We start from the raw sequence: 17,730 nt of genomic DNA, 5'->3' as shown, positions 1-17,730 counted from the left end.
TGACCTTGATGATACGTAACACAAGGACATTTGTCTGAACATGCACCAGAGAAATGTGCGGTTGCGCACGTCATCCGCCGCAACCGGGTCTGTTCGAAGCTGATTTTTGCCTCGGGTTGCTCAGCCTTTACGCAGCCAGATCAAGGCGTTGTGCTTGAGCCAGGCTTCGCGGCTCTGCAATGTGTAGAGCGCCGCTTCATCGCGACTGCCCGCCTGCCAGCTCTGTGGCTCCTGTTTGGGCAGCTTGCGCTGACCCAGCAGACAGGCCGGCACATGGGCATTGGCCTTGATGGCCGCATCCAGCCGTGGCTGCGCCACTTCGGGGCCGTCACAGACAAACGCCATCAGCGCCCTGTTGTAGAGCAGCCAGCTGGAGGCCTCGTCGAAGCGGACCAGCAAGGCGCGCAGGGCGGCCCAATCCCCTTGCAGGGCATAGAGGCTGGAGAGGGGATAACGGCAACCCAGCTCATCGGCGATGCACAGATCGAGCAGCGCCAGATATTCACTGCGCGCCTGTTCGATCTGGCCGAGACGCAGCAGGCAATCGGCCCGGCCGGCCCTGGCGGCGAGCAGGGGGCGTGCCTCGTGGGCACTCCAGCCGTGGCCGGCCATCTGCTGCCAGAAGGCGGCATCGAACAGAGGCTCGGCATCGTCAATCACCTTGTCAAACCAGCCGAGGCGAGCCTGGGGATCGCGGCAGGCATCGGCCAGTTCGAACCACTGCTGCCACTGCTCGGCCTGCTCGCTATCGAGGGCTGCCTGAGCGCCGGGCACCGCCTGATACTCATCCAGCTGCAGCAGCTGGTTGAGCGCCGTCTTCATGTTCTGACGCTGGCGTTTGCAAAATTCCATGAAGGGCAGCTCGCTGCCGGCGGCCGCGTGCAGCATCTGGGCCATGGGCTTGTCGCGAAACAGGCTGAGCTCGGCGGCCAGACTGAAGCGGTACTGGGTGGTGGGATCGTTCAGATCCTTCGGCTTGGGCCAGCTGGCAAACCCCTGGCTGAAGCCGTAACACCACTGGCCTAGGGGGTGGCTCTGCGCGAACACCTGCTCCGGGGTCTCGGTGGAGAGACGGCACTGACTCGGCAAGGCGAGCTGGGCCTCGTCCGCCTGGGTTTCCAGTTCGGCGATCAGATGGTGCAGCGCCTCGGCGCTCTTCTCATCCAGCTCGGCGTCATGTGGCAACAGACCGGCCAGCGGGGCCTGCCAGTCAGGGGCATCCGGTCCCACCAGACGGGCGCACAGAAAACCGTGCAGCGCCGGGTAGGTCATGTCCTGCCCACTGTGGGTCTGGATCCATTGATTGAGATGACGGGTACGAGTGGATGGATTCATCGACAGTTCCTCTGGATTTGAACAGCGGCGCAGTCTACCCAAAAGTGGGGTTATTTGCAGCAAAGCCCTGGCTGACTGACGATTATATCGCCACCAACCGGGCTGGCCGCCCCGAAAATCGTGTGAGAGAAGGGCAAGGGACTAGGCCCGGTTACCGCTCTTGAGGTAACATGCGCGCCCATACGGGCAATGAAAAATTGACCATCCGGATAATGAAAGAAGAGATCACCATGTTACAGATTGGCAAGATGAACACCCTCACCGTAATCGAGCTCGAAGAGAGGGGCGCCTGGCTTGCGGCCGACGAATATGGCGAGCTGTTGCTGCCCAAGCGCCAGCTGCCGGAAGGCGTGGCCGAGGATGACGGTGTGGAAGTCTTTCTCTATCTGGATGCCGACTGCGAGCCGGTGATCACCACCGACAAGCCGTTCGCCATGGTGGGTGACATAGTCGGCCTCAAGGTGGTCAATGCCAACAAGATCGGGGCCTTCCTCGACTGGGGCATGAAAAAGGATCTGTTCGTGCCGACCCGCGAGCAGAACAAACCCATGCAGGTGGGCCACGTCTATCTGGTGCACCTGATGCTCGACAACGAGGGGCGCATGGTGGGCACCAGCCGGCTGGAACGTTTCCTGCGCACCGACAAGCCTCCCTTCAAGGCCGGTGACGAGGTGACGGCGCTGCCGGGCGAACACACGCCGCTTGGCATCAAGGCGATCGTCAACGGTGAATACTCCGGCATGCTGTTCAAGAACGAGGTATTTGGCCGGGTGATGACGGGTCGACCGCTGACCGCCTGGGTCAAGCAGGTGCGCGACGACGGCAAGCTGGACTTGACCCTGCAAAAGCCGGGCATGGATCGGATGGACGACGCCGGTGGCCGGATCCTGACCCGGCTGATGAAGCAGGGTGGCAGTCTGGCGGTGGGCGACAAGAGCGAACCCGAGCTCATCTACAAGATGTTCAACATGAGCAAGGGTACCTTCAAGAAGGCCATCGGCGGCCTCTACAAGCAGGGCAAGATTGTCATCGAAGACAACTGCATCACGCTCGTTGCTGCCGATAGCGCGCCGGACGGCGAATAAGTGCCGAGTCCCTGTATCGGCCTGTGTCAGGCCCGGGATGGGCTCTGCCTCGGCTGTGGCCGTACCCTGACCGAGATCGGGCACTGGTCGGCCATGGAGAGCGATGCCCAGCTGGCGGTGATGGCCGAGCTGGATGGGTCAACAAGCACCCATGCGTGCCCTGGCTGTGGCGAGCCGGCGTTTTGCGCCGTCTCCGCCGGTCAGACCATAGATCAGTGCTGGTGCAGCCAGCTGCCCGTCTTGCCCATGAGCGAGGCGAGCGCCTGCTGGTGTCGTCGCTGTCTGGCCAAGGCCATAGCGGCGCAGGCTTAGCAGAGAACAAAAACAAGAAAGGCGCCCATGGCGCCTTTTTTATGCCTGTTGCTGGCGGTGCCAGCGCACATGGACATGGTGCTCGTTCAGATAACGGGGCAGCAGGAAGGTGGCATAGATCACCTCAAACTCATCCTGATGGTCCAGCAAGCCGACCCACACTTCGACCCAGCGCTCCATGTCGACCGGCACACCGAGTTCGGTTGACCAGTCTCCGTTGGGCAGGGTCGCCTCGACGGCGCCACGCTGTTCAAATTCCAGGGTGATGTCGACGATTTGTTCGGGGGCCAGCATGTCTGCGGCCTGCTCAAGAAACTGATCATAGGCCCATTCGACCAGCTGATCCGGGGTACGCTGTTCCATGAAATCACTCCAGATACATCGAGGTTCGCTACTGTAGCAAGTATTGACGGTGGCGGCCAGACCAGTGCGGATGGCCATTTGCTGCCTGTCCAACGAAGCGGGCAGGAGGTATGGTTGAAGAGGCGGTTAACCCGGGCTGGCTGAGCCCGGGCCCTGTTCACAGGAGTGAGGCCATGAAGCGGCGGGTGCGGCGACAGCAGATCAAGCGACGGCGGGAGACCTGGTGGTGGCACTATCTGCCGCTGCACCAGGGCACGGTAGGCGGTCATCTGGGCCCGCCGGCAGACGAACCCGGCAGTTAAGCCTTGGTCACCGCATCGTCAATCAGCTTGATGCACCCTGTTGAGGGTGACCTGACCCAGCTGCCCCATCTGGCGGCGGATCCAGGCCGAGCGCTGCTGCACATAAGGGGAGGGCGGCTTGACCCGATAGCGCCAGGGATTGGGCAGGGCGGCGGCGAGCAGAGAAGCCTCATAGCGGGTCAGACGGGCGGCCGGTTTGCCAAAATAGTGCCTGGCGGCGGCTTCGGCGCCATAGATGCCGGGACCGAACTCCACGATATTCAGGTACACCTCGAGGATGCGGGACTTGTCCCAGCCCAGCTCCATCAGCAGGGTGAACCAGGCCTCGATCCCCTTGCGCAAGAAGCTGCGATCGCTCCACATGAAGAGGTTCTTGGCCGTTTGCTGGCTCAGGGTGCTGGCACCCCGCACCCGCTCGCTGCGCTGGTTGTGCTTGAGCGCCGAGCTGATGGCATTCATGTCGAAGCCATTATGATCGGGGAAGCGCTGATCCTCGGCGGCGATCACCGCCAACTGCAGCTCCCGCGAAATGCGCTCGAGCGGCACCCAGTCGTGCTTGACCTCGGCCACCTTGGCGGGCGGAAACAGGGCTCGCTCGATGCGCCAGGTCCACATGGGGGGATCGATGAAGCGCAGCAGCGCCACCGAGACGATGGAGCTGACCAGCGCTGCCAGCAGCAGCTTGCCGAGCCAGCCCAGCAGGCGGCGTTTCAGCGCCGGTCGCACGGGGCCTGGCTCGGGTTCCCAGACATGCTGGCCAGGATCATCGGGATCCGGAATTATTGGGGCAGCCATTCGATGTGGCAGAACTTCTCGTCAACACGGCGGGAGAGCAGCATGCGGGCAAACAGGTGCTCATACTCTTGCTCGGCATTGCCAAGCCCGACCCAGATCTCGGCGTACTCGGCATCGCTCACGGCAAAACCCACGTCCGCTTCCCAGTCATCGGCCGGATCGGTTTCCGCCAGCAGACCCCGATCGTTGAACGCCTGGTTGAACAGGGCTATCTCCTGCTCCGGCAGGTTGTCGGAGGCCAGCTCCATGAAGAGTTCGAGGGCGGTGTCGAGCAGTTCCTCGACACTGTGCATTTCGTCGTTCAAAGACATTGGTCTGTTCCAGATAATAAAAAGAGAAGCCCCGCCGGCGATGCCGGACGGTGGCGCGCGGTATTCTAGCTGGCCCCCGCTCCCTTGGCGAGATCCGGCTCCGCGAGTCGGCCCCGTTTGTGACAATAAAAAACCGGATCCTGCTACAGGATCCGGTCTTCATTGAGGGAAAGGGTCACGCATGGGGCGTCAGCTCATCCCTTCTTGTCGTCGGCGAAGGTGATATTGAGCTCCAGCACCGACAGCTCATCACTCTTCTTGTCCAGCTGGACCGTGATCTTGTCAGGGTCTATCTGCACATATTTGCGGATCACGTCGAGCAGGTCCTGTTTGAGCTGGGGCAGGTAATCCGGCCCCCCTCTGGATGAACGCTCGTGTGCGACTATGATCTGCAACCGCTCTTTGGCCAGTTGTGCGGTGTTTTGTTTCTTGTTGGAACGAAAATAATCCAATAATGACATGTTTAACTCCCGAACAGTCGGCTAAAGAAGCCCTTCTTTTCTTCTTCCAGAAAACGAAAATCCTTGGTGTCGCCCAGCAGACGGGCAACGGCATCCTCATAGGCCTGACCGGCATCGGACTCCTTGTCCAGAATGACCGGCTCCCCCGAGTTGGAGGCGCGCAGCACAGCTTGGGACTCCGGGATCACCCCGAGCAGCTTGATGGCCAGGATCTCCTGCACATCCTGCACGCTCAGCATGTCGCCACGGCTGACGCGGGTCGGGCAGTAGCGGGTGAGCAGCAGGTGCTCCTTGATCGGGTCTTCGCCGCGCTCGGCACGACGGGACTTGGAGGCCAGGATGCCGAGGATCCGATCCGAGTCACGCACGGAAGAGACTTCCGGGTTGGTGGTGACGATGGCCTCGTCGGCAAAGTAGAGCGCCATCAGGGCACCCGCTTCGATCCCGGCCGGCGAGTCGCAGACGATGTAATCGAACTTCATCTCCGCCAGCTGATCCAGGATCTTCTCGACCCCTTCACGGGTCAGGGCGTCCTTGTCCCGGGTCTGGGAGGCGGGCAGGATGAACAGATTCTCGCTGCGCTTGTCCTTGATGAGGGCCTGATTGAGGTTGGCCTCACCGTTGATCACATTGACGAAGTCATACACCACGCGCCGCTCGCAGCCCATGATGAGATCCAGATTCCTCAGGCCAATGTCAAAATCGATGACCACAGTCTTGTGGCCACGCTGAGCCAAACCTGTGCTCAGGGCCGCGCTGGTTGTGGTCTTGCCAACGCCACCTTTACCCGATGTAACGACTATGATTCGCGCCATTCTCGCTTCCTTGTAACTCTATTTGATATGGTCTATTCGGAGTTGTTCGTTATCCAGCCGGACATGTACCGGCTGTTGTATCAGGCCGGCCGGCAGCGCATCGCTCAGTTGGAACGTGCCTGCGATGGATAGCAGCTCGGCCTGTAATTGCTGGCAATAGATCCGTGCCTGGGTGTTGCCCTTGGCACCGGCTATGGCCCTGCCGCGCAGGGTGCCATAGATATGAATGCTGTCATCGGCGATGACTTCGGCGCCCGGGCTCACCGAGCCCAGTATCACCAGCGAGGTGCCGGCGGCATAGAGCTGCTGACCGGAGCGCACCGGGCCCACGTGTACCTTGCTCGGCACCAGAGGCGCCGGGGCGGCTTTGACCTCGACCACGGGCGCCAGGATTGGCGCTCTTTCCGGCGAAAGCTCGGCCTTGCGGCTCTTGCCGGACGCCATCACCGCCAGACCCGCCGCCTTGGCGGCCGTCTTCATCGCCTCGTTTTGTGTCCCCGTGATCCCGACCAGCACGAAATCCTCCGACTCCACCAGCTCCTTGAGCTGTTCGAAGTCAGGAATATCCGTCAGTCGTTCCACATTGATGACGAGGGGGGCACAATTAAAAAACTGGGGTGCCTGGGCGACCTTTGCCGCCAGCAACTGGCGGATCCGCTCAGGCTTGCCATCGCTGATATGCAACACAGAAATAGTGAAGGTGGTCCCTTTCAATTCGTTATCGCGCTCAACCATGAATCTTCCCCGAGACAGAGACGGTAATCCGTTATTGTTATTCAATTCCTGATGTTATAGTTTGCCACCATCAGAGGCAATAAACCCGTCGGATTATATCAATTTCCATGTTATGTGCAGTCTATAAAAGTCGCAAAAAAGCCGAGACCTATCTTTTTGTTGAAAGAAGAGAGGATTTTTCCCGTGTACCCGAGGCACTGATGAGTACATTTGGTCGCCCCGAGCTGGTATTGATGACCAAGCTGGACCCAGCCAGGCCCTTGGGGATCGCCTCGACCAGCCGGGTGATGGAGGCGCTGAAAAGCCAGGGCTTCTATCTGCAGGTGCCACCACCGCCGGAAAATCTGCTGGAGCAGCACAAGGCACAATTAAAGGCCTCGGGCTGATGAAGGGTCGGCTGGCACTGTTATTATTGAGCGGGCTGTTAAGTGCCCCCTTGCAGGCCAGCCCCGATTTTGACACCTATGTCACTGGACTCAAACAGCAGGCTCTGGCCGCCGGGATCAAGCCCGAAACCGTGGCGGCCGCCTTTGCCGATATTAGGGTCATAGAGCCCACCATCAAGCACGATAAAAACCAGCCGGAATTTAAACTGACGCTGGACAGCTATATTCCCCGCGCGGTTCCGCAATGGAAAGTCAATCAGGCCAAGGCCTTATATCGTCAGCATTTGCCGCTGCTCACAAAAATAGGGGCGGAATATGACGTGCAACCCCGATTTATTGTCGCCTTGTGGGGCATAGAAACCAATTTCGGTAAATTGACCGGTACATATCCGCTGATCTCCTCGCTGGCGACCCTGGCCTGGGATGGCCGGCGGGAGGACTTTTTCAAGGGTCAGCTGCTGGATGCGCTGCGCATCATAGAGCAGGGGCATGTGACCCCCGCCGCCTTCAAGGGCTCCTGGGCCGGCGCCATGGGGCAGGTGCAATTCATGCCCTCTTCCTTCCTCAAATACGCGGTCGATCAGGATGGGGACGGCAAGAAGGACTTGTGGGGCAATCTGGCGGATGTATTTGGTTCGGCAGCCAATTATCTGCAGCAGAATGGCTGGCACGGGGATGAAACCTGGGGGCGCCAGGTCAAGGTGCCCGAGGGGCTGGATCCCGCCCTGCTCGGACTGGAGCAGACCCGACTGCTATCGGCGTGGCAGGCTCTCGGCGTACGTCAGCTCGACGGTTCACCCTTGCCCAGGGTCGAGATGCAGGCCTCCCTGGTGCGCCCCGATGATGCCAAGGGCCGCGCCTATCTGGCTTATCCCAACTATCTGGTATTGCGCCACTGGAATCGCTCCCACTATTTCGTGGTGGCGGTGGGCACCCTGGCCGATCGCATCGTGGAATAACCGGCGCAGCGCCGGGCGGCTCGGGTGACGTGTTGAACGCTGTGTTTATCTGGAGAGGCGCATGGGGCGCGGGAATATGGGATGAGCAGGGCTGATGAGTCAGGCGGGACAATCGAAATAACGGGCAACAAAAAGGCGGGAATTCCCGCCTTTTTGTATTTCTGGCAAATGCTGCTTATTCGCAGGCAACCTGCATCACCTTGATGGCCAGGCCACCACGGGAGGTTTCACGGTACTTGGAGTCCATGTCCTTGCCGGTGATGTACATGGTCTCGATGACCTTGTCCAGGGAGACGCGCGGCTTGGAGGTGCGACGCAGGGCCATGCGGGAGGCGTTGACCGCCTTCATGGCCGCGATGGCATTGCGCTCGATGCAGGGTACCTGCACCTGACCGGCAACCGGATCACAGGTCAGACCCAGGTTGTGCTCCATGCCGATTTCGGCGGCTTCACACACGTGCTCCGGGCTGCCGCCCATCAGTTCGGTCAGACCCGCGGCGGCCATGGAGCAGGAGACACCCACTTCACCCTGGCAACCCACTTCGGCACCCGAGATGGAGGCGTTCATCTTGTAGAGCATGCCCACGGCACCGGCGGCCAGATAGAAACGGGTGTACTCGTCGCGACCCACCGGCTGGATGAACTTGTCGTAGTAGGCCAGCACGGCCGGGATGATGCCGGCGGCGCCGTTGGTCGGGGCGGTGACCACGCGGCCACCGGCGGCGTTCTCTTCACTCACCGCCAGGGCAAACATGTTGACCCAGTCGATGATGTTCATCGGATCGTTGGAGAGATTCTCGTTGGTGGTCAGCTGACGGTAGAGGGGCGCCGCACGACGGGGCACACGCAGCGGGCCGGCCAGCACACCTTCGGTGCGGCAGCCACGCTCGATCCCTTCGCGCATAGTGTTCCAGATCTTGCCGAGCTTCTTGTAGATCTCTTCCGGGGTGTTGAAGCACTTCTCGTTCTCCAGCATCAGGGTGGAGATGGAGAGGCCGGTCTGGCTGCAGTGGGCGATCAGCTCAGCCGCGCTCTTGAACGGGTAGCTGACGGACATGTCGCCGCTGTCGGCCTTGCCGAAGTTCTCTTCATCGACGATGAAACCACCACCGATGGAGTAGTAGGTCTTGCTGTAGACGGCCTGATCTTCGACCAGCGCGGTCAGCTTCATGCCGTTCTCGTGCAGCGGCAGGGCTTCGTCATGGAATACCATGGCATCGCGCGGGAAGCTGACGGTGTGGCAGTGCAGGCCGATCGGCAGGCGGCCGGTCTGCTCTACGCGGGAGATGAATTCAGGGATGGCGTCGATGTCGACGTTTTCCGGCAGGTTACCCGCCAGACCCATGATGATAGCGGTATCGGTGTGGTGACCTTTACCGGTCCAGGAGAGTGAGCCGTAGACATCGACCTGGATCCGGGTGATGTCACGGATCTTGCCGCCTGCACGCAGTTCATCCACGAACTGTTTGGCAGCCTTCATCGGGCCGACAGTGTGGGAAGAGGAGGGGCCAACACCGATTTTGAAGATATCAAAAACGCTGATCATGTAACAATTACCTCAGGATAGAAGGGGGCGCCATGCCCACTCGCAGAAACGGGGTGATCCATGGGACGAGGGCGTCGTCGCCGAGGTCAATGAACCAGATAACCGCAGTGTAACGGTTCAAAGCCTAAAAAAAGTTGAAATAGATCTATTTTTGTTGAATCAGAGGCGCGAGTATAAAATTTATTTTGATGCTTATCCATTTTGTTAAGCGTTTGCCCATAAAAATACCCGGCCAGGCCGGGTATAGGGGGACAAAGTGGAGTCAATTGGCTGTTTTTAACATTCTGTAATGTTAACCGCCAGGCCGCCGCGGGCGGTTTCCTTGTACTTGGTCTTCATGTCGTTGCCGGTTTCCCACATGGTCTTGATCACCTTGTCCAGCGACACCTTGTGCTCGCCCGTGCCGCGCAGGGCCAGGCGGGCGGCATTGATGGCCTTGACCGCGCCCATGGCGTTGCGCTCTATGCAGGGCACCTGCACCAGCCCGCCCACAGGATCGCAGGTGAGGCCCAGGTTGTGCTCCATGCCGATCTCGGCGGCATTCTCGACGATGGCGGGGCTGCCACCCAGGATCTCGGTCAGGGCGCCGGCGGCCATGGAGCAGGCGACACCCACTTCCCCCTGGCAGCCCACTTCGGCCCCCGACAGCGAGGCGTTCTTCTTATATAGGATGCCGATGGCGGCGGCGGTGAGGAAGTAGCTCAGCAGCAGCTCATCATCCACCTTGCGCACGAAGCGATCATAGTAGTGCAGCACGGCGGGAATGATGCCGGCGGCGCCGTTGGTGGGGGCGGTCACCACCCGGCCTCCGGCGGCGTTCTCTTCGTTGACGGCCAGCGCAAACAGGTCCACCCACTCGATCACCATCAGGGGATCCTTGTTGAAGTTGGTCTCGCAACTGAGCTGACGGTGGAGGGCCGGGGCCCGACGTTTCACCTTGAGGCCACCGGGCAGCACACCCTCACTGCGACAGCCGCGCTCGACACAGGCCTGCATCGCCTGCCAGATCTTGCGCAGTCCCGCTTTTATCTCCTGTTCGCTGCGAAACACCTTCTCGTTGGCCAGCATGAGCCCCGAGATGGAGAGACCGCTCTCCTGACAGTGGGCCAGCAGCTGGGCGCCGCTCTCGAACGGGTAGGGGATGGGGTGGGCGGCATCGAAGCGGGCCGCCTCTTCCTTGGCGTTGGCAAAATGGCTCTCTTCTATGATGAAGCCGCCGCCGACCGAGTAGTAGGTCTGCTCGAACAGCAGAGCGCCGCTGGCGAAGGCCCGCAGCGTCATGCCGTTGGAGTGGGCGGGCAGTGTCTTGCGGCGATTGAAGATGATGGCGCCGCTGCGGGCGAACTGGCATGGCTGCTCGCCGGCCAGCAGCAGCGACTGGTTGCGATCCACCTCGCCGAGGAAGGCGGGAATGGCCTCTATGTCCACCGATTCCGGTTCAAAACCGGCCAGCCCCAGAATGATGGCCTTGCCGGTGCCGTGGCCCTTGCCGGTCTGACCGAGGGAGCCGTAGCACTCCACTTCTACCCGTTCGATCCTGGGTAGCAGATCCTGCCGCTTGAGCTCTTTGACAAAGGCGCAGGAGGCCCGCATCGGCCCCACTGTGTGGGAAGAAGAAGGGCCGATCCCGATGGAAAACAGGTCGAAGACACTGATCATGACACCACTCCGATTATGGGTTTTGTCTAAACATTGTAATTTTTTTGTAGTCGATGGAAAGCGGGGAAGCTGAGGCGTGTGATGGCGGCATACAAATGAGTGGCTGGCAGCGGGCAATAAAGGTTGGAATGAGTGCGCGGGCATCAAAGAAAAGGAGCGAGACTTGGGCTCGCTCCCTGGCACTGTTCAGCCACTCATCTGTGTTCGGTCGTTCAGTCGAGGAATTCGCACAGATAGGCGGTGGGGGTCTTCACCTCCAGCTTGAAGGAGGAGTGGCCCGCCACGTCGAAGGATTGGCCCTGGCTGTAGGTGTGCCATTCATCTTCATCGGCCAGCTGTATGGTGAGGGCTCCCTTGACCACAGTCATTCGCTCGGGGGCGGCGGTATTGAACTGGTAGTCGCCCGCATCCATCACACCGACTGTGGCTTTGTCGCCTTTTTGCTCGAAAGCGATGGATTTTACATTTCCGTCAAAATATTCGTTAACTTTCAGCATGTTTTCATCCCTGTATGCATGTTTGCACAGCAAAAGTAGCACAATGTTTTGTCAGTTGTCATGAACAAAGCGGCAAAAATCGCCATGACTCTTTTGAATCAACACTTTATTGCAAACTTATCAATAACTCCCGTTAACGTTCCGGCGATTTAAAACAGCAGATAAATATGAGATAAAGCGCGCGCTCAGGGGAATGAACAGAGGTTCTTCCCCTGTTTGGTTAATTGCACTGGGAAAGTGTGAATATCTGCTAATTAAAGGAGCATTCTGTGTTAACAAAAGGACTCATCAAGAACGTTGGCTTCCAGGTGGTGGTCGCCATGGTGCTGGGGGCACTGGTGGGGGCGTTCATGGGTGAACAAGCCACCGTCTTTGCGCCGCTCGGCACCCTCTTTATCCAGCTGATCAAGATGCTGGTGATCCCGCTGGTGGCGGTCGCCATACTGTCGGGTGCGGCCAACCTGGGCGCCAGCCCGGCGGCGGGCAAGATAGGGGTCACCACCCTGATCTTCTTCCTCGGTACCTCTGCGCTGGCCGTGCTGCTGGCGCTGGTCATGGGGCAAATCTTCAAACCGGGCGTCGGGGTCGAGTTTGGCTCCATGGCCTCCATGTTCTCCGGTGACTACGCCGACAAGGGCGCCTTGCCGGATGCGGTGTCGACCCTGCTCGGCATGATCCCGACCAACGTGTTCCAGGCACTGAACGAGGCCAACATTTTGCAGATCCTGGTGTTCTGCATGTTCCTCGGCATCGCGCTGGCCAAGCAGCCCCGCGAGCGCGCCAAGCCGCTGGTGGACGGGCTCAACACCCTGGTGGATGCCTTCGTCTGGATGATCAACAAGGTGATGCTGATAGCACCGCTCGGGGTGTTCGGTCTGATGGCCGAGGCCATAGGTACCTACGGCTTCGACGTGCTGACCCTGGTGCTCAAGCTGTTCCTGGTCTATCTGGCCGCCATCCTGATCTTCGCCTTCGTGGTCTACCCGCTGCTGATCGCGATCTTCTCCAATACCCCGGTGCGCAAGTACCTGTCGGCGATGAAGAAACCGCAGATCGTCGCCTTCTCCACCGCCTCTTCCATGGCGACCCTGCCGGTCAACATGGAAACCTGCGAGCAGGATCTGAAGGTGACCAACGCCACGGCGTCCTTCGTGCTGCCGCTCGGTGCCACCATCAACATGAGCGGCAACGCCATCTATTACGGTCTGGTCGCCATCTTCTTCGCCCAGGTCTACAACATGGATCTCTCCATGGGTGCCTGGGCCGCCATCATAGTGACCGCGACCCTGGGAGCCATTGGTCAGGCCGGTGTGCCGGGCCCGAGCTTCCTGGTGGTGGCCGTGCTGCTGGCTGCCGGGATCCCCATCGAGGGCTTGCCGCTGCTGTTTGCACTGGATCGCCTGTTCGACATGATCCGTACCGCCCTGAACATCACGGGGGATGCGGCCTGCGCCATTATCGTCGACCGCTACAGCCCGGATTACGATCCGGATCGCTGGAGCAAGGAAGCCTGAGAGCAGGCTCACTGCCATGAATGACAAGAGGGAGGCGCAAGCCTCCCTCTTTTTATTTTCATCGGGCCAGGATTGTCGCCCCTCCCTTGCCGACTCAGGGGGTCAGCTGGCCAAACGCTAGCTGGCAACGCTGCTCGGCGGCGTCGAGTTCCAGCGGGGCCTGCGGGCCCTTTCTTTATAACGGCATGACGGCTGAGAGGGACTCATCGCAGTTGGGTCAGTGCCAGCTGGCAACGCTGCTCGGCGGCATCGAGTTCCAGCAGCACCATCTTGATGTCTTCCAGCTGCTGCTCCAGCATCTCCCGCTTGTCGGCCACCAGGCCCAGCATGGTCTGCAGCTGGGTTCGACTGCTCTTGTCCGCATCGTAGAGATCGAACAGATCGCGGATATCCGCCAGGCTGAAGCCGAGGCGCTTGCCGCGCAGGGTCAGTTTGAGACGCACTCTGTCCTGCCGGCTGTAGATCCGGGTCTGTCCCTGACGGGCCGGATTCAAAAGTCCCTGATCTTCATAAAAACGAATACTTCGGGTCGTAACATCAAATTCACGGGCCAGTTCGCTGATGCTGTAGGTCCGCGTGTCATCCTTGGATTTGGTCATACGGCTGTCTTGGCTGCCATCTTGGTTGTCAATGCAGGCTGGCACCTTACCCAAACGTCAACTGCCCCGCAAGTCTTGTTCCGGCTGCGGTGGCAGCATATGTTATGTCTATGTAACAAGGAGAGTGCAATTGATGGATATAGTGATTGTTGCGGCCAAACGTACCCCCATGGGGGCCTTTCAGGGGGCCCTGGCCAACCAGACTGCCCCCGAGCTGGGTGCTTGTGCCATCGCCGCCGTCATGGCGCAGGCCGGGCTCAGAGGCGATCAAATCGACGAAGCCTATCTGGGCAATGTGCTCAGCGCCGGGGTGGGGCAGGCGCCCGCCCGTCAGGCCGTGCTGAAGGCCGGCTTGCCGGACAGCGTGCCCTGCACCACGGTCAACAAGGTGTGTGGCTCCGGCATGAAGGCGGTGATGCTGGCGGCAGATGGCTTGCGTCTCGGTGACACTAACATAGTGATCGCCGGAGGAATGGAGAGCATGAGTCGCGCGCCCTATCTGCTCGACAAGGCGCGCAGCGGTTTTCGGATGGGGCACCAGAGCGTGCTGGATCACATGTTCCTCGATGGCTTGCAGGATGCCTATGAGGGCCAGCTGATGGGCCACTATGCCCAGCTGAGCGCCGATCGCGCCGGACTGACCCGCGCCGACATGGACGCCTTTGCCATCGCCTCGCTCGAGCGGGCCCTGGCGGCGCAACATAGCGGTGCCTTCGAGGCCGAGCTGGCAGCTGTGATGGCCGGAGATGCCCTGCTGCTCGCCGAGGATGAACAGCCTGCCAAGGCCAGGCCCGAGAAGATCCCCCATCTGAAACCGGCATTCAGCAAGACCGGTACCATCACGGCGGCCAACGCCAGCTCCATCTCGGATGGGGCGGCGGCATTGATCCTGATGCGGGCCGAGACGGCGGCGCAACTGGGCCTGCCGGTGCTGGCCCATCTGGTGGGTTATCAGAGCCATGCCGCCGCGCCTGCCGAGTTCACCAGCGCCCCGGTCGGTGCCATCAAGGGCCTGTTGGCCAAGGTGGGCTGGCGAGTGGAAGAGGTGGACCTGTTCGAGATCAATGAGGCGTTTGCCATGGTCAGCCTGCTGGCGATGGCGGGCTGCAAGCTGCCCCATGACAAGGTTAACGTGAACGGCGGGGCCTGCGCGCTGGGTCATCCCCTGGGGGCGAGCGGCGCCCGGATCCTGGTTACCCTGATTCATGCGTTGCGCGCGCGCGGCCTGAAGCGGGGAGTGGCTAGTCTGTGTATCGGTGGGGGAGAGGCAACGGCGGTTGCCCTCGAGCTGGGTTAATCCGTGTCCGCCATGGCCTGGAGTTGCTGGTTGACCCAGGCCGTGGCGGCCAGATAGAGCTGGCTGACCTTCTCTTCATTGAGCCCGAGCCGGGCCGTTCTGGCGGTGATGCGCTGCCAGTTCGCACTCTCATAATCCTCACAGAACGAGAGATAAAACCCCAGGTTGCCCTTGCGTTCCAGCAGGGCGACCCGGATCTCCTCGATCAGGGGAATGGTGCCGAGCAGCTTGTCCATCGGCTGTTCCATCAGCACATCCAGCAGCGAGAACAAGCCTGTGATGAAGGCTTGCTGTGCCTGCTGGGTAGGGGCATGGGCGTGGGCCAGCAGCTCGCAGAAACGGGCCCGGATCATCGACATCTGATAGAGCTCGGCGCTCTTGCCGTGGCCCGCACTGGTGGCGGCGACCAGGGTCACGAAGCGTTTGAGCTGGGCGTGGCCAAGATAGACGGCGGCCTGGCGAAAGGAGGAGATGGGGTTGGCGTGGCTCTTCAGGTGGTTGACGTAACGCAGCAGCTTGAGCGACAGGGAGATGTCCTGACTCAGCAGTTGCTCGATGCGATTGAGGTCGGGTTCCTCCTGATTGACCACGTTGAGCAGTTGCATCACCACCACCTGGGCGGGCTCCATGGTGGCCTGTTTCACCATCTCGGGCCGGCTGAAGAAGAAGCCCTGGAACAGATCGATACCGAGCCGTTTTGCCCGCTCGAACTCCGCCTTGTCTTCCACCTTCTCCGCCAGATAGGTGAGCTTCAGATGTTTATGCTGCTGGATGAACATCTTGATCCGCAACAGTGAGGTGGCGCGCAGATCGAACTTGATGATGTGGATATAGGGCAGGAAGCGCTCCCACTCGTCCGACATGGTGAAGTCGTCCAGCGCCAGCTGATAACCCAGCTCATGCAACTGCTGCACCTTGGCCAGCAGGGCATCATCGGGATCGGCATCCTCTAGGATCTCGATCACCACCTTTTCTTGTGGCAGGCACTCGGCCAGCCCCTCCAGCAACAGGGAGTGGGGGAAGTTGATGAAGCAGGGACGGCCACCGAGCAGCTGATCTATGTTCTGTTGCAGGAACTGCTCGACCACCAGTCTGGCTGTGGCTTGTTGAGAGGAGATCACCGGAAAGACATTATTCAGACTGTCGCGAAACAGCAGCTCATAGGCGTGGGTATTCAACTCCCGATCCAGGATGGGCTGCCTTGCTACGTATGAATACATGCATCTCTCCAGTGTGGGTACTGGATTGATTTTATTGTGAAGATGCGCACTATGCCAGTGCTGCCGGGCCGGAAACGGTCAATAACTGGCATAGTGCTTGTATGGGAGGAGGATCTGCCCCGGCTTGGACTAGAAGAGGTAATTCAACTGCAGGCCAGCCAGCCAGGCATCCCCTTCCGAGGTACCCTGGAAGGTGGAAGTAGTCTGCGGGATCCCGGGTTTCAGCTGCATGGTTTCGGTCACATCCACCTTCTTGCCATCGATCAGGGTCAGGCCCAGATCCAGCGAGAGGTTGCGGTCGATCTGGTAACCCACCCCGGCGCTGTACCAGACCCGATCAGAGTCAGGGATGGAGATGGTGCGGCGATCCGCCGGCACCGGACTGCGGTCATAGGCCAGGCCGGAGCGCAGTTGCCATTGCGGCGCCAGCTGATAGGTCAGGCCCAGGGCGTAGCGCCAGCTGTCTTCCCAGTGCTCGTCCTTGATATGCATGACACCGTGGTGGTCGAGCTCGGATTCGAGCTGCACGAACTTGCTCCAGTTGGTCCAGTTGATGCTTGAATGCAGCGCCAGGCTGGGTGTCAGCTGGTGAAACAGCGCCAGTTCGGCGGTGGCGGGCAGGGGCAGTTCCAGGCTGCCGGTATCGGTAAAGGGCTGACCATTTTGATCGATGCCGATGGCATCGCCAGAAAGCTTCAGGGTCACGTCGTGGCGGTAGGAGAGGCCGATACGCGTCGCATCAGACAGCTCCAGCAGGGTGCCCAGGTTCCAGCCCATGGCCCAGCCATCTCCCTTCAGGTGCTTGGCGATCTTGTTGTTGGAGGGGAAGGTACCGCCCACTTCTCCTTCCCCCTGAATGGCGGAGAGGCCGGCACCGACGGACCAGGCACGGTTGATGCGATAGGCCAGCGAGGCCCCCAGATCCAGGGTCTTGATGTCGGAGACATTGCCGAAGTGACCGGCATTGTAATTGTCCGGCATCTCGACGCCGAGGCCGTAGTAGGAGGTTGCCGCCAGCCCCAGTCGCCACTGGTCGTTGAGCGGCACTATCAGATAGGCATTCGGTACCCAGGCATCATCGGCAATGTCGTGGGCACTCGCATCCAGCGTGACGGGTCCCATGGCGGTGGGCACCCGGGTGATCCCTTCGATGTTGACATCGGGGCGCACATAGATGAAGCCGCCGGAGAAGGCCATGCGATCGAAACGGGTCATGGCGGCGGCGTTGCGGGAGAGCACGCTGGCATTGTCGGCGATGGCGGCCTCGCCTGCGAAGGCGCGGCCCATGCCGGTGGCGGATTGTTCAGCCAGCTGGAAACCTGCCGCCTGGGCCTGGCTTGACAGCACCAGCAGGGCGATGAGAGACGGCTTCATGATGGAGTGCATTGAATGGTCCTTGAAAGTGAACTCGGCGTTCAATCTGTCTTATGGTTGGGTGCAGGATTTTATATGGTATGACCAGTAAGGCAACGGCAGGGGAGCCGTGGGGAGAAAAACAAGATTAAATGCTGAGAGATAGGGCGCTAATAGCTTGATAAA

Annotated in this window: 20 protein-coding genes; 7 read left to right on the top strand and 13 right to left on the bottom strand. The window is 60.3% G+C overall.

Annotation, left to right across the window (positions count from 1 at the left end; translation table 11 throughout):
• Positions 1–120: 120 nt before the first annotated feature.
• Positions 121–1,335: a UPF0149 family protein gene (locus IU367_RS11715; RefSeq protein WP_274451957.1), complete on the bottom strand. Its 1,215-nt coding sequence runs from the start codon at positions 1,333–1,335 to the stop codon at positions 121–123.
• A 212-nt stretch (positions 1,336–1,547) separates the two neighbouring features.
• On the opposite strand from IU367_RS11715, the gene IU367_RS11710 reads away from it, so the two are divergent.
• Both IU367_RS11710 and IU367_RS11705 read left to right on the top strand, forming a co-directional pair.
• The gene (locus IU367_RS11710; RefSeq protein WP_043555577.1) at positions 1,548–2,420 is read left to right on the top strand and encodes a CvfB family protein; all 873 of its coding nucleotides are present in this window, start codon (positions 1,548–1,550) and stop codon (positions 2,418–2,420) included.
• Complete coding sequence (locus IU367_RS11705) at positions 2,421–2,732, top strand: DUF1289 domain-containing protein (protein ID WP_043555578.1); 312 nt, start codon at positions 2,421–2,423, stop codon at positions 2,730–2,732.
• A gap of 39 nt (positions 2,733–2,771) precedes the next feature.
• Here the strand turns inward: IU367_RS11705 and IU367_RS11700 are convergent, their stop codons facing one another.
• Entirely contained in the window at positions 2,772–3,095 is a 324-nt protein-coding gene (locus tag IU367_RS11700) for an HI1450 family dsDNA-mimic protein (protein WP_043138804.1), read from the bottom strand.
• A gap of 173 nt (positions 3,096–3,268) precedes the next feature.
• Here IU367_RS11700 and IU367_RS11695 point away from each other — a divergent pair, with 173 nt between their 5' ends.
• Positions 3,269–3,397 (top strand): hypothetical protein, encoded by a 129-nt coding sequence (locus IU367_RS11695; RefSeq protein ID WP_274451956.1) that lies wholly within the window; start codon positions 3,269–3,271, stop codon positions 3,395–3,397.
• Between the two features lie 18 nt (positions 3,398–3,415).
• Here IU367_RS11695 and mtgA read toward each other — a convergent pair whose 3' ends face one another.
• The 5 genes from mtgA to minC all read right to left on the bottom strand — a co-directional run bounded on the left by mtgA (position 3,416) and on the right by minC (position 6,514).
• Positions 3,416–4,123: a monofunctional biosynthetic peptidoglycan transglycosylase gene (gene mtgA, locus IU367_RS11690; RefSeq protein WP_241278852.1), complete on the bottom strand. Its 708-nt coding sequence runs from the start codon at positions 4,121–4,123 to the stop codon at positions 3,416–3,418.
• A 53-nt stretch (positions 4,124–4,176) separates the two neighbouring features.
• Complete coding sequence (locus IU367_RS11685; RefSeq protein ID WP_041205707.1) at positions 4,177–4,503, bottom strand: HI1450 family dsDNA-mimic protein; 327 nt, start codon at positions 4,501–4,503, stop codon at positions 4,177–4,179.
• A gap of 194 nt (positions 4,504–4,697) precedes the next feature.
• The gene (gene minE / locus IU367_RS11680; RefSeq protein ID WP_005311265.1) at positions 4,698–4,964 is read right to left on the bottom strand and encodes a cell division topological specificity factor MinE; all 267 of its coding nucleotides are present in this window, start codon (positions 4,962–4,964) and stop codon (positions 4,698–4,700) included.
• Between the two features lie 2 nt (positions 4,965–4,966).
• Complete coding sequence (gene minD / locus IU367_RS11675; RefSeq protein WP_098984135.1) at positions 4,967–5,779, bottom strand: septum site-determining protein MinD; 813 nt, start codon at positions 5,777–5,779, stop codon at positions 4,967–4,969.
• An 18-nt stretch (positions 5,780–5,797) separates the two neighbouring features.
• On the bottom strand, positions 5,798–6,514 hold the full coding sequence (gene minC, locus IU367_RS11670; RefSeq protein WP_274451955.1) for a septum site-determining protein MinC: 717 nt from the start codon (positions 6,512–6,514) through the stop codon (positions 5,798–5,800).
• Positions 6,515–6,621: 107 nt separating this feature from the next.
• Between minC and IU367_RS11665 the strand changes: the two genes are divergently transcribed.
• Positions 6,622–6,900, top strand: a complete 279-nt coding sequence (locus IU367_RS11665; RefSeq protein WP_274451954.1) for a YcgL domain-containing protein — start codon at positions 6,622–6,624, stop codon at positions 6,898–6,900.
• Positions 6,900–7,859 carry a lytic murein transglycosylase gene (locus tag IU367_RS11660; RefSeq protein ID WP_274451953.1) on the top strand — a complete coding sequence of 320 codons (960 nt, stop codon included), beginning with the start codon at positions 6,900–6,902 and terminating at the stop codon, positions 7,857–7,859. Before IU367_RS11665 ends, IU367_RS11660 begins: the two co-directional genes overlap by 1 nt.
• Before the next feature lie 175 nt (positions 7,860–8,034).
• On the opposite strand, the gene IU367_RS11655 is transcribed toward IU367_RS11660, so the two are convergent.
• The 3 genes from IU367_RS11655 to ppnP all read right to left on the bottom strand — a co-directional run bounded on the left by IU367_RS11655 (position 8,035) and on the right by ppnP (position 11,561).
• Positions 8,035–9,405, bottom strand: coding sequence for an L-serine ammonia-lyase (locus IU367_RS11655; RefSeq protein ID WP_043138795.1), 1,371 nt, complete (start codon positions 9,403–9,405; stop codon positions 8,035–8,037).
• A gap of 276 nt (positions 9,406–9,681) precedes the next feature.
• On the bottom strand, positions 9,682–11,064 hold the full coding sequence (locus tag IU367_RS11650) for an L-serine ammonia-lyase (protein WP_065402345.1): 1,383 nt from the start codon (positions 11,062–11,064) through the stop codon (positions 9,682–9,684).
• A 212-nt stretch (positions 11,065–11,276) separates the two neighbouring features.
• On the bottom strand, positions 11,277–11,561 hold the full coding sequence (gene ppnP / locus IU367_RS11645; protein WP_181003535.1) for a pyrimidine/purine nucleoside phosphorylase: 285 nt from the start codon (positions 11,559–11,561) through the stop codon (positions 11,277–11,279).
• Between the two features lie 269 nt (positions 11,562–11,830).
• On the opposite strand from ppnP, the gene IU367_RS11640 reads away from it, so the two are divergent.
• Positions 11,831–13,075: a dicarboxylate/amino acid:cation symporter gene (locus IU367_RS11640; RefSeq protein WP_274451952.1), complete on the top strand. Its 1,245-nt coding sequence runs from the start codon at positions 11,831–11,833 to the stop codon at positions 13,073–13,075.
• Between the two features lie 203 nt (positions 13,076–13,278).
• On the opposite strand, the gene IU367_RS11635 is transcribed toward IU367_RS11640, so the two are convergent.
• Positions 13,279–13,674, bottom strand: a complete 396-nt coding sequence (locus IU367_RS11635; RefSeq protein ID WP_042871898.1) for a MerR family transcriptional regulator — start codon at positions 13,672–13,674, stop codon at positions 13,279–13,281.
• A 133-nt stretch (positions 13,675–13,807) separates the two neighbouring features.
• Between IU367_RS11635 and IU367_RS11630 the strand changes: the two genes are divergently transcribed.
• Positions 13,808–14,971, top strand: coding sequence for a thiolase family protein (locus tag IU367_RS11630; RefSeq protein ID WP_274451951.1), 1,164 nt, complete (start codon positions 13,808–13,810; stop codon positions 14,969–14,971).
• Here IU367_RS11630 and IU367_RS11625 read toward each other — a convergent pair.
• Both IU367_RS11625 and IU367_RS11620 read right to left on the bottom strand, forming a co-directional pair.
• On the bottom strand, positions 14,968–16,191 hold the full coding sequence (locus IU367_RS11625) for an EAL and HDOD domain-containing protein (protein WP_098984130.1): 1,224 nt from the start codon (positions 16,189–16,191) through the stop codon (positions 14,968–14,970). The two genes, IU367_RS11630 and IU367_RS11625, sit on opposite strands and share 4 nt — an antisense overlap.
• A gap of 129 nt (positions 16,192–16,320) precedes the next feature.
• Positions 16,321–17,577: an outer membrane protein transport protein gene (locus IU367_RS11620; RefSeq protein WP_098984129.1), complete on the bottom strand. Its 1,257-nt coding sequence runs from the start codon at positions 17,575–17,577 to the stop codon at positions 16,321–16,323.
• Positions 17,578–17,730 lie beyond the last annotated feature (153 nt).

Origin of the sequence: Aeromonas bestiarum (assembly GCF_028751155.1) — a bacterium.
Taxonomy (GTDB): Bacteria; Pseudomonadota; Gammaproteobacteria; order Enterobacterales; family Aeromonadaceae; genus Aeromonas; species Aeromonas bestiarum.
Note: the sequence above shows the minus strand (reverse complement) of the source record. Positions and strands in the feature narration are given on the sequence as shown.

Bases quoted from the DNA above. Each gene is read 5' to 3' on its own strand.
- IU367_RS11650 (WP_065402345.1), bottom strand. From the start codon at position 11,064: ATGATCAGTGTCTTCGACCTGTTTTCCATCGGGATCGGCCCTTCTTCT.
- minC (WP_274451955.1), bottom strand. From the start codon at position 6,514: ATGGTTGAGCGCGATAACGAATTGAAAGGGACCACCTTCACTATTTCT.
- IU367_RS11620 (WP_098984129.1), bottom strand. From the start codon at position 17,577: ATGCACTCCATCATGAAGCCGTCTCTCATCGCCCTGCTGGTGCTGTCA.
- ppnP (WP_181003535.1), bottom strand. From the start codon at position 11,561: ATGCTGAAAGTTAACGAATATTTTGACGGAAATGTAAAATCCATCGCT.
- IU367_RS11635 (WP_042871898.1), bottom strand. From the start codon at position 13,674: ATGACCAAATCCAAGGATGACACGCGGACCTACAGCATCAGCGAACTG.
- IU367_RS11715 (WP_274451957.1), bottom strand. From the start codon at position 1,335: ATGAATCCATCCACTCGTACCCGTCATCTCAATCAATGGATCCAGACC.
- IU367_RS11655 (WP_043138795.1), bottom strand. From the start codon at position 9,405: ATGATCAGCGTTTTTGATATCTTCAAAATCGGTGTTGGCCCCTCCTCT.
- IU367_RS11665 (WP_274451954.1), top strand. From the start codon at position 6,622: ATGTTATGTGCAGTCTATAAAAGTCGCAAAAAAGCCGAGACCTATCTT.
- IU367_RS11685 (WP_041205707.1), bottom strand. From the start codon at position 4,503: ATGTCTTTGAACGACGAAATGCACAGTGTCGAGGAACTGCTCGACACC.
- IU367_RS11695 (WP_274451956.1), top strand. From the start codon at position 3,269: ATGAAGCGGCGGGTGCGGCGACAGCAGATCAAGCGACGGCGGGAGACC.
- minE (WP_005311265.1), bottom strand. From the start codon at position 4,964: ATGTCATTATTGGATTATTTTCGTTCCAACAAGAAACAAAACACCGCA.
- minD (WP_098984135.1), bottom strand. From the start codon at position 5,779: ATGGCGCGAATCATAGTCGTTACATCGGGTAAAGGTGGCGTTGGCAAG.
- IU367_RS11630 (WP_274451951.1), top strand. From the start codon at position 13,808: ATGGATATAGTGATTGTTGCGGCCAAACGTACCCCCATGGGGGCCTTT.
- IU367_RS11660 (WP_274451953.1), top strand. From the start codon at position 6,900: ATGAAGGGTCGGCTGGCACTGTTATTATTGAGCGGGCTGTTAAGTGCC.
- IU367_RS11710 (WP_043555577.1), top strand. From the start codon at position 1,548: ATGAAAGAAGAGATCACCATGTTACAGATTGGCAAGATGAACACCCTC.
- IU367_RS11625 (WP_098984130.1), bottom strand. From the start codon at position 16,191: ATGTATTCATACGTAGCAAGGCAGCCCATCCTGGATCGGGAGTTGAAT.
- IU367_RS11700 (WP_043138804.1), bottom strand. From the start codon at position 3,095: ATGGAACAGCGTACCCCGGATCAGCTGGTCGAATGGGCCTATGATCAG.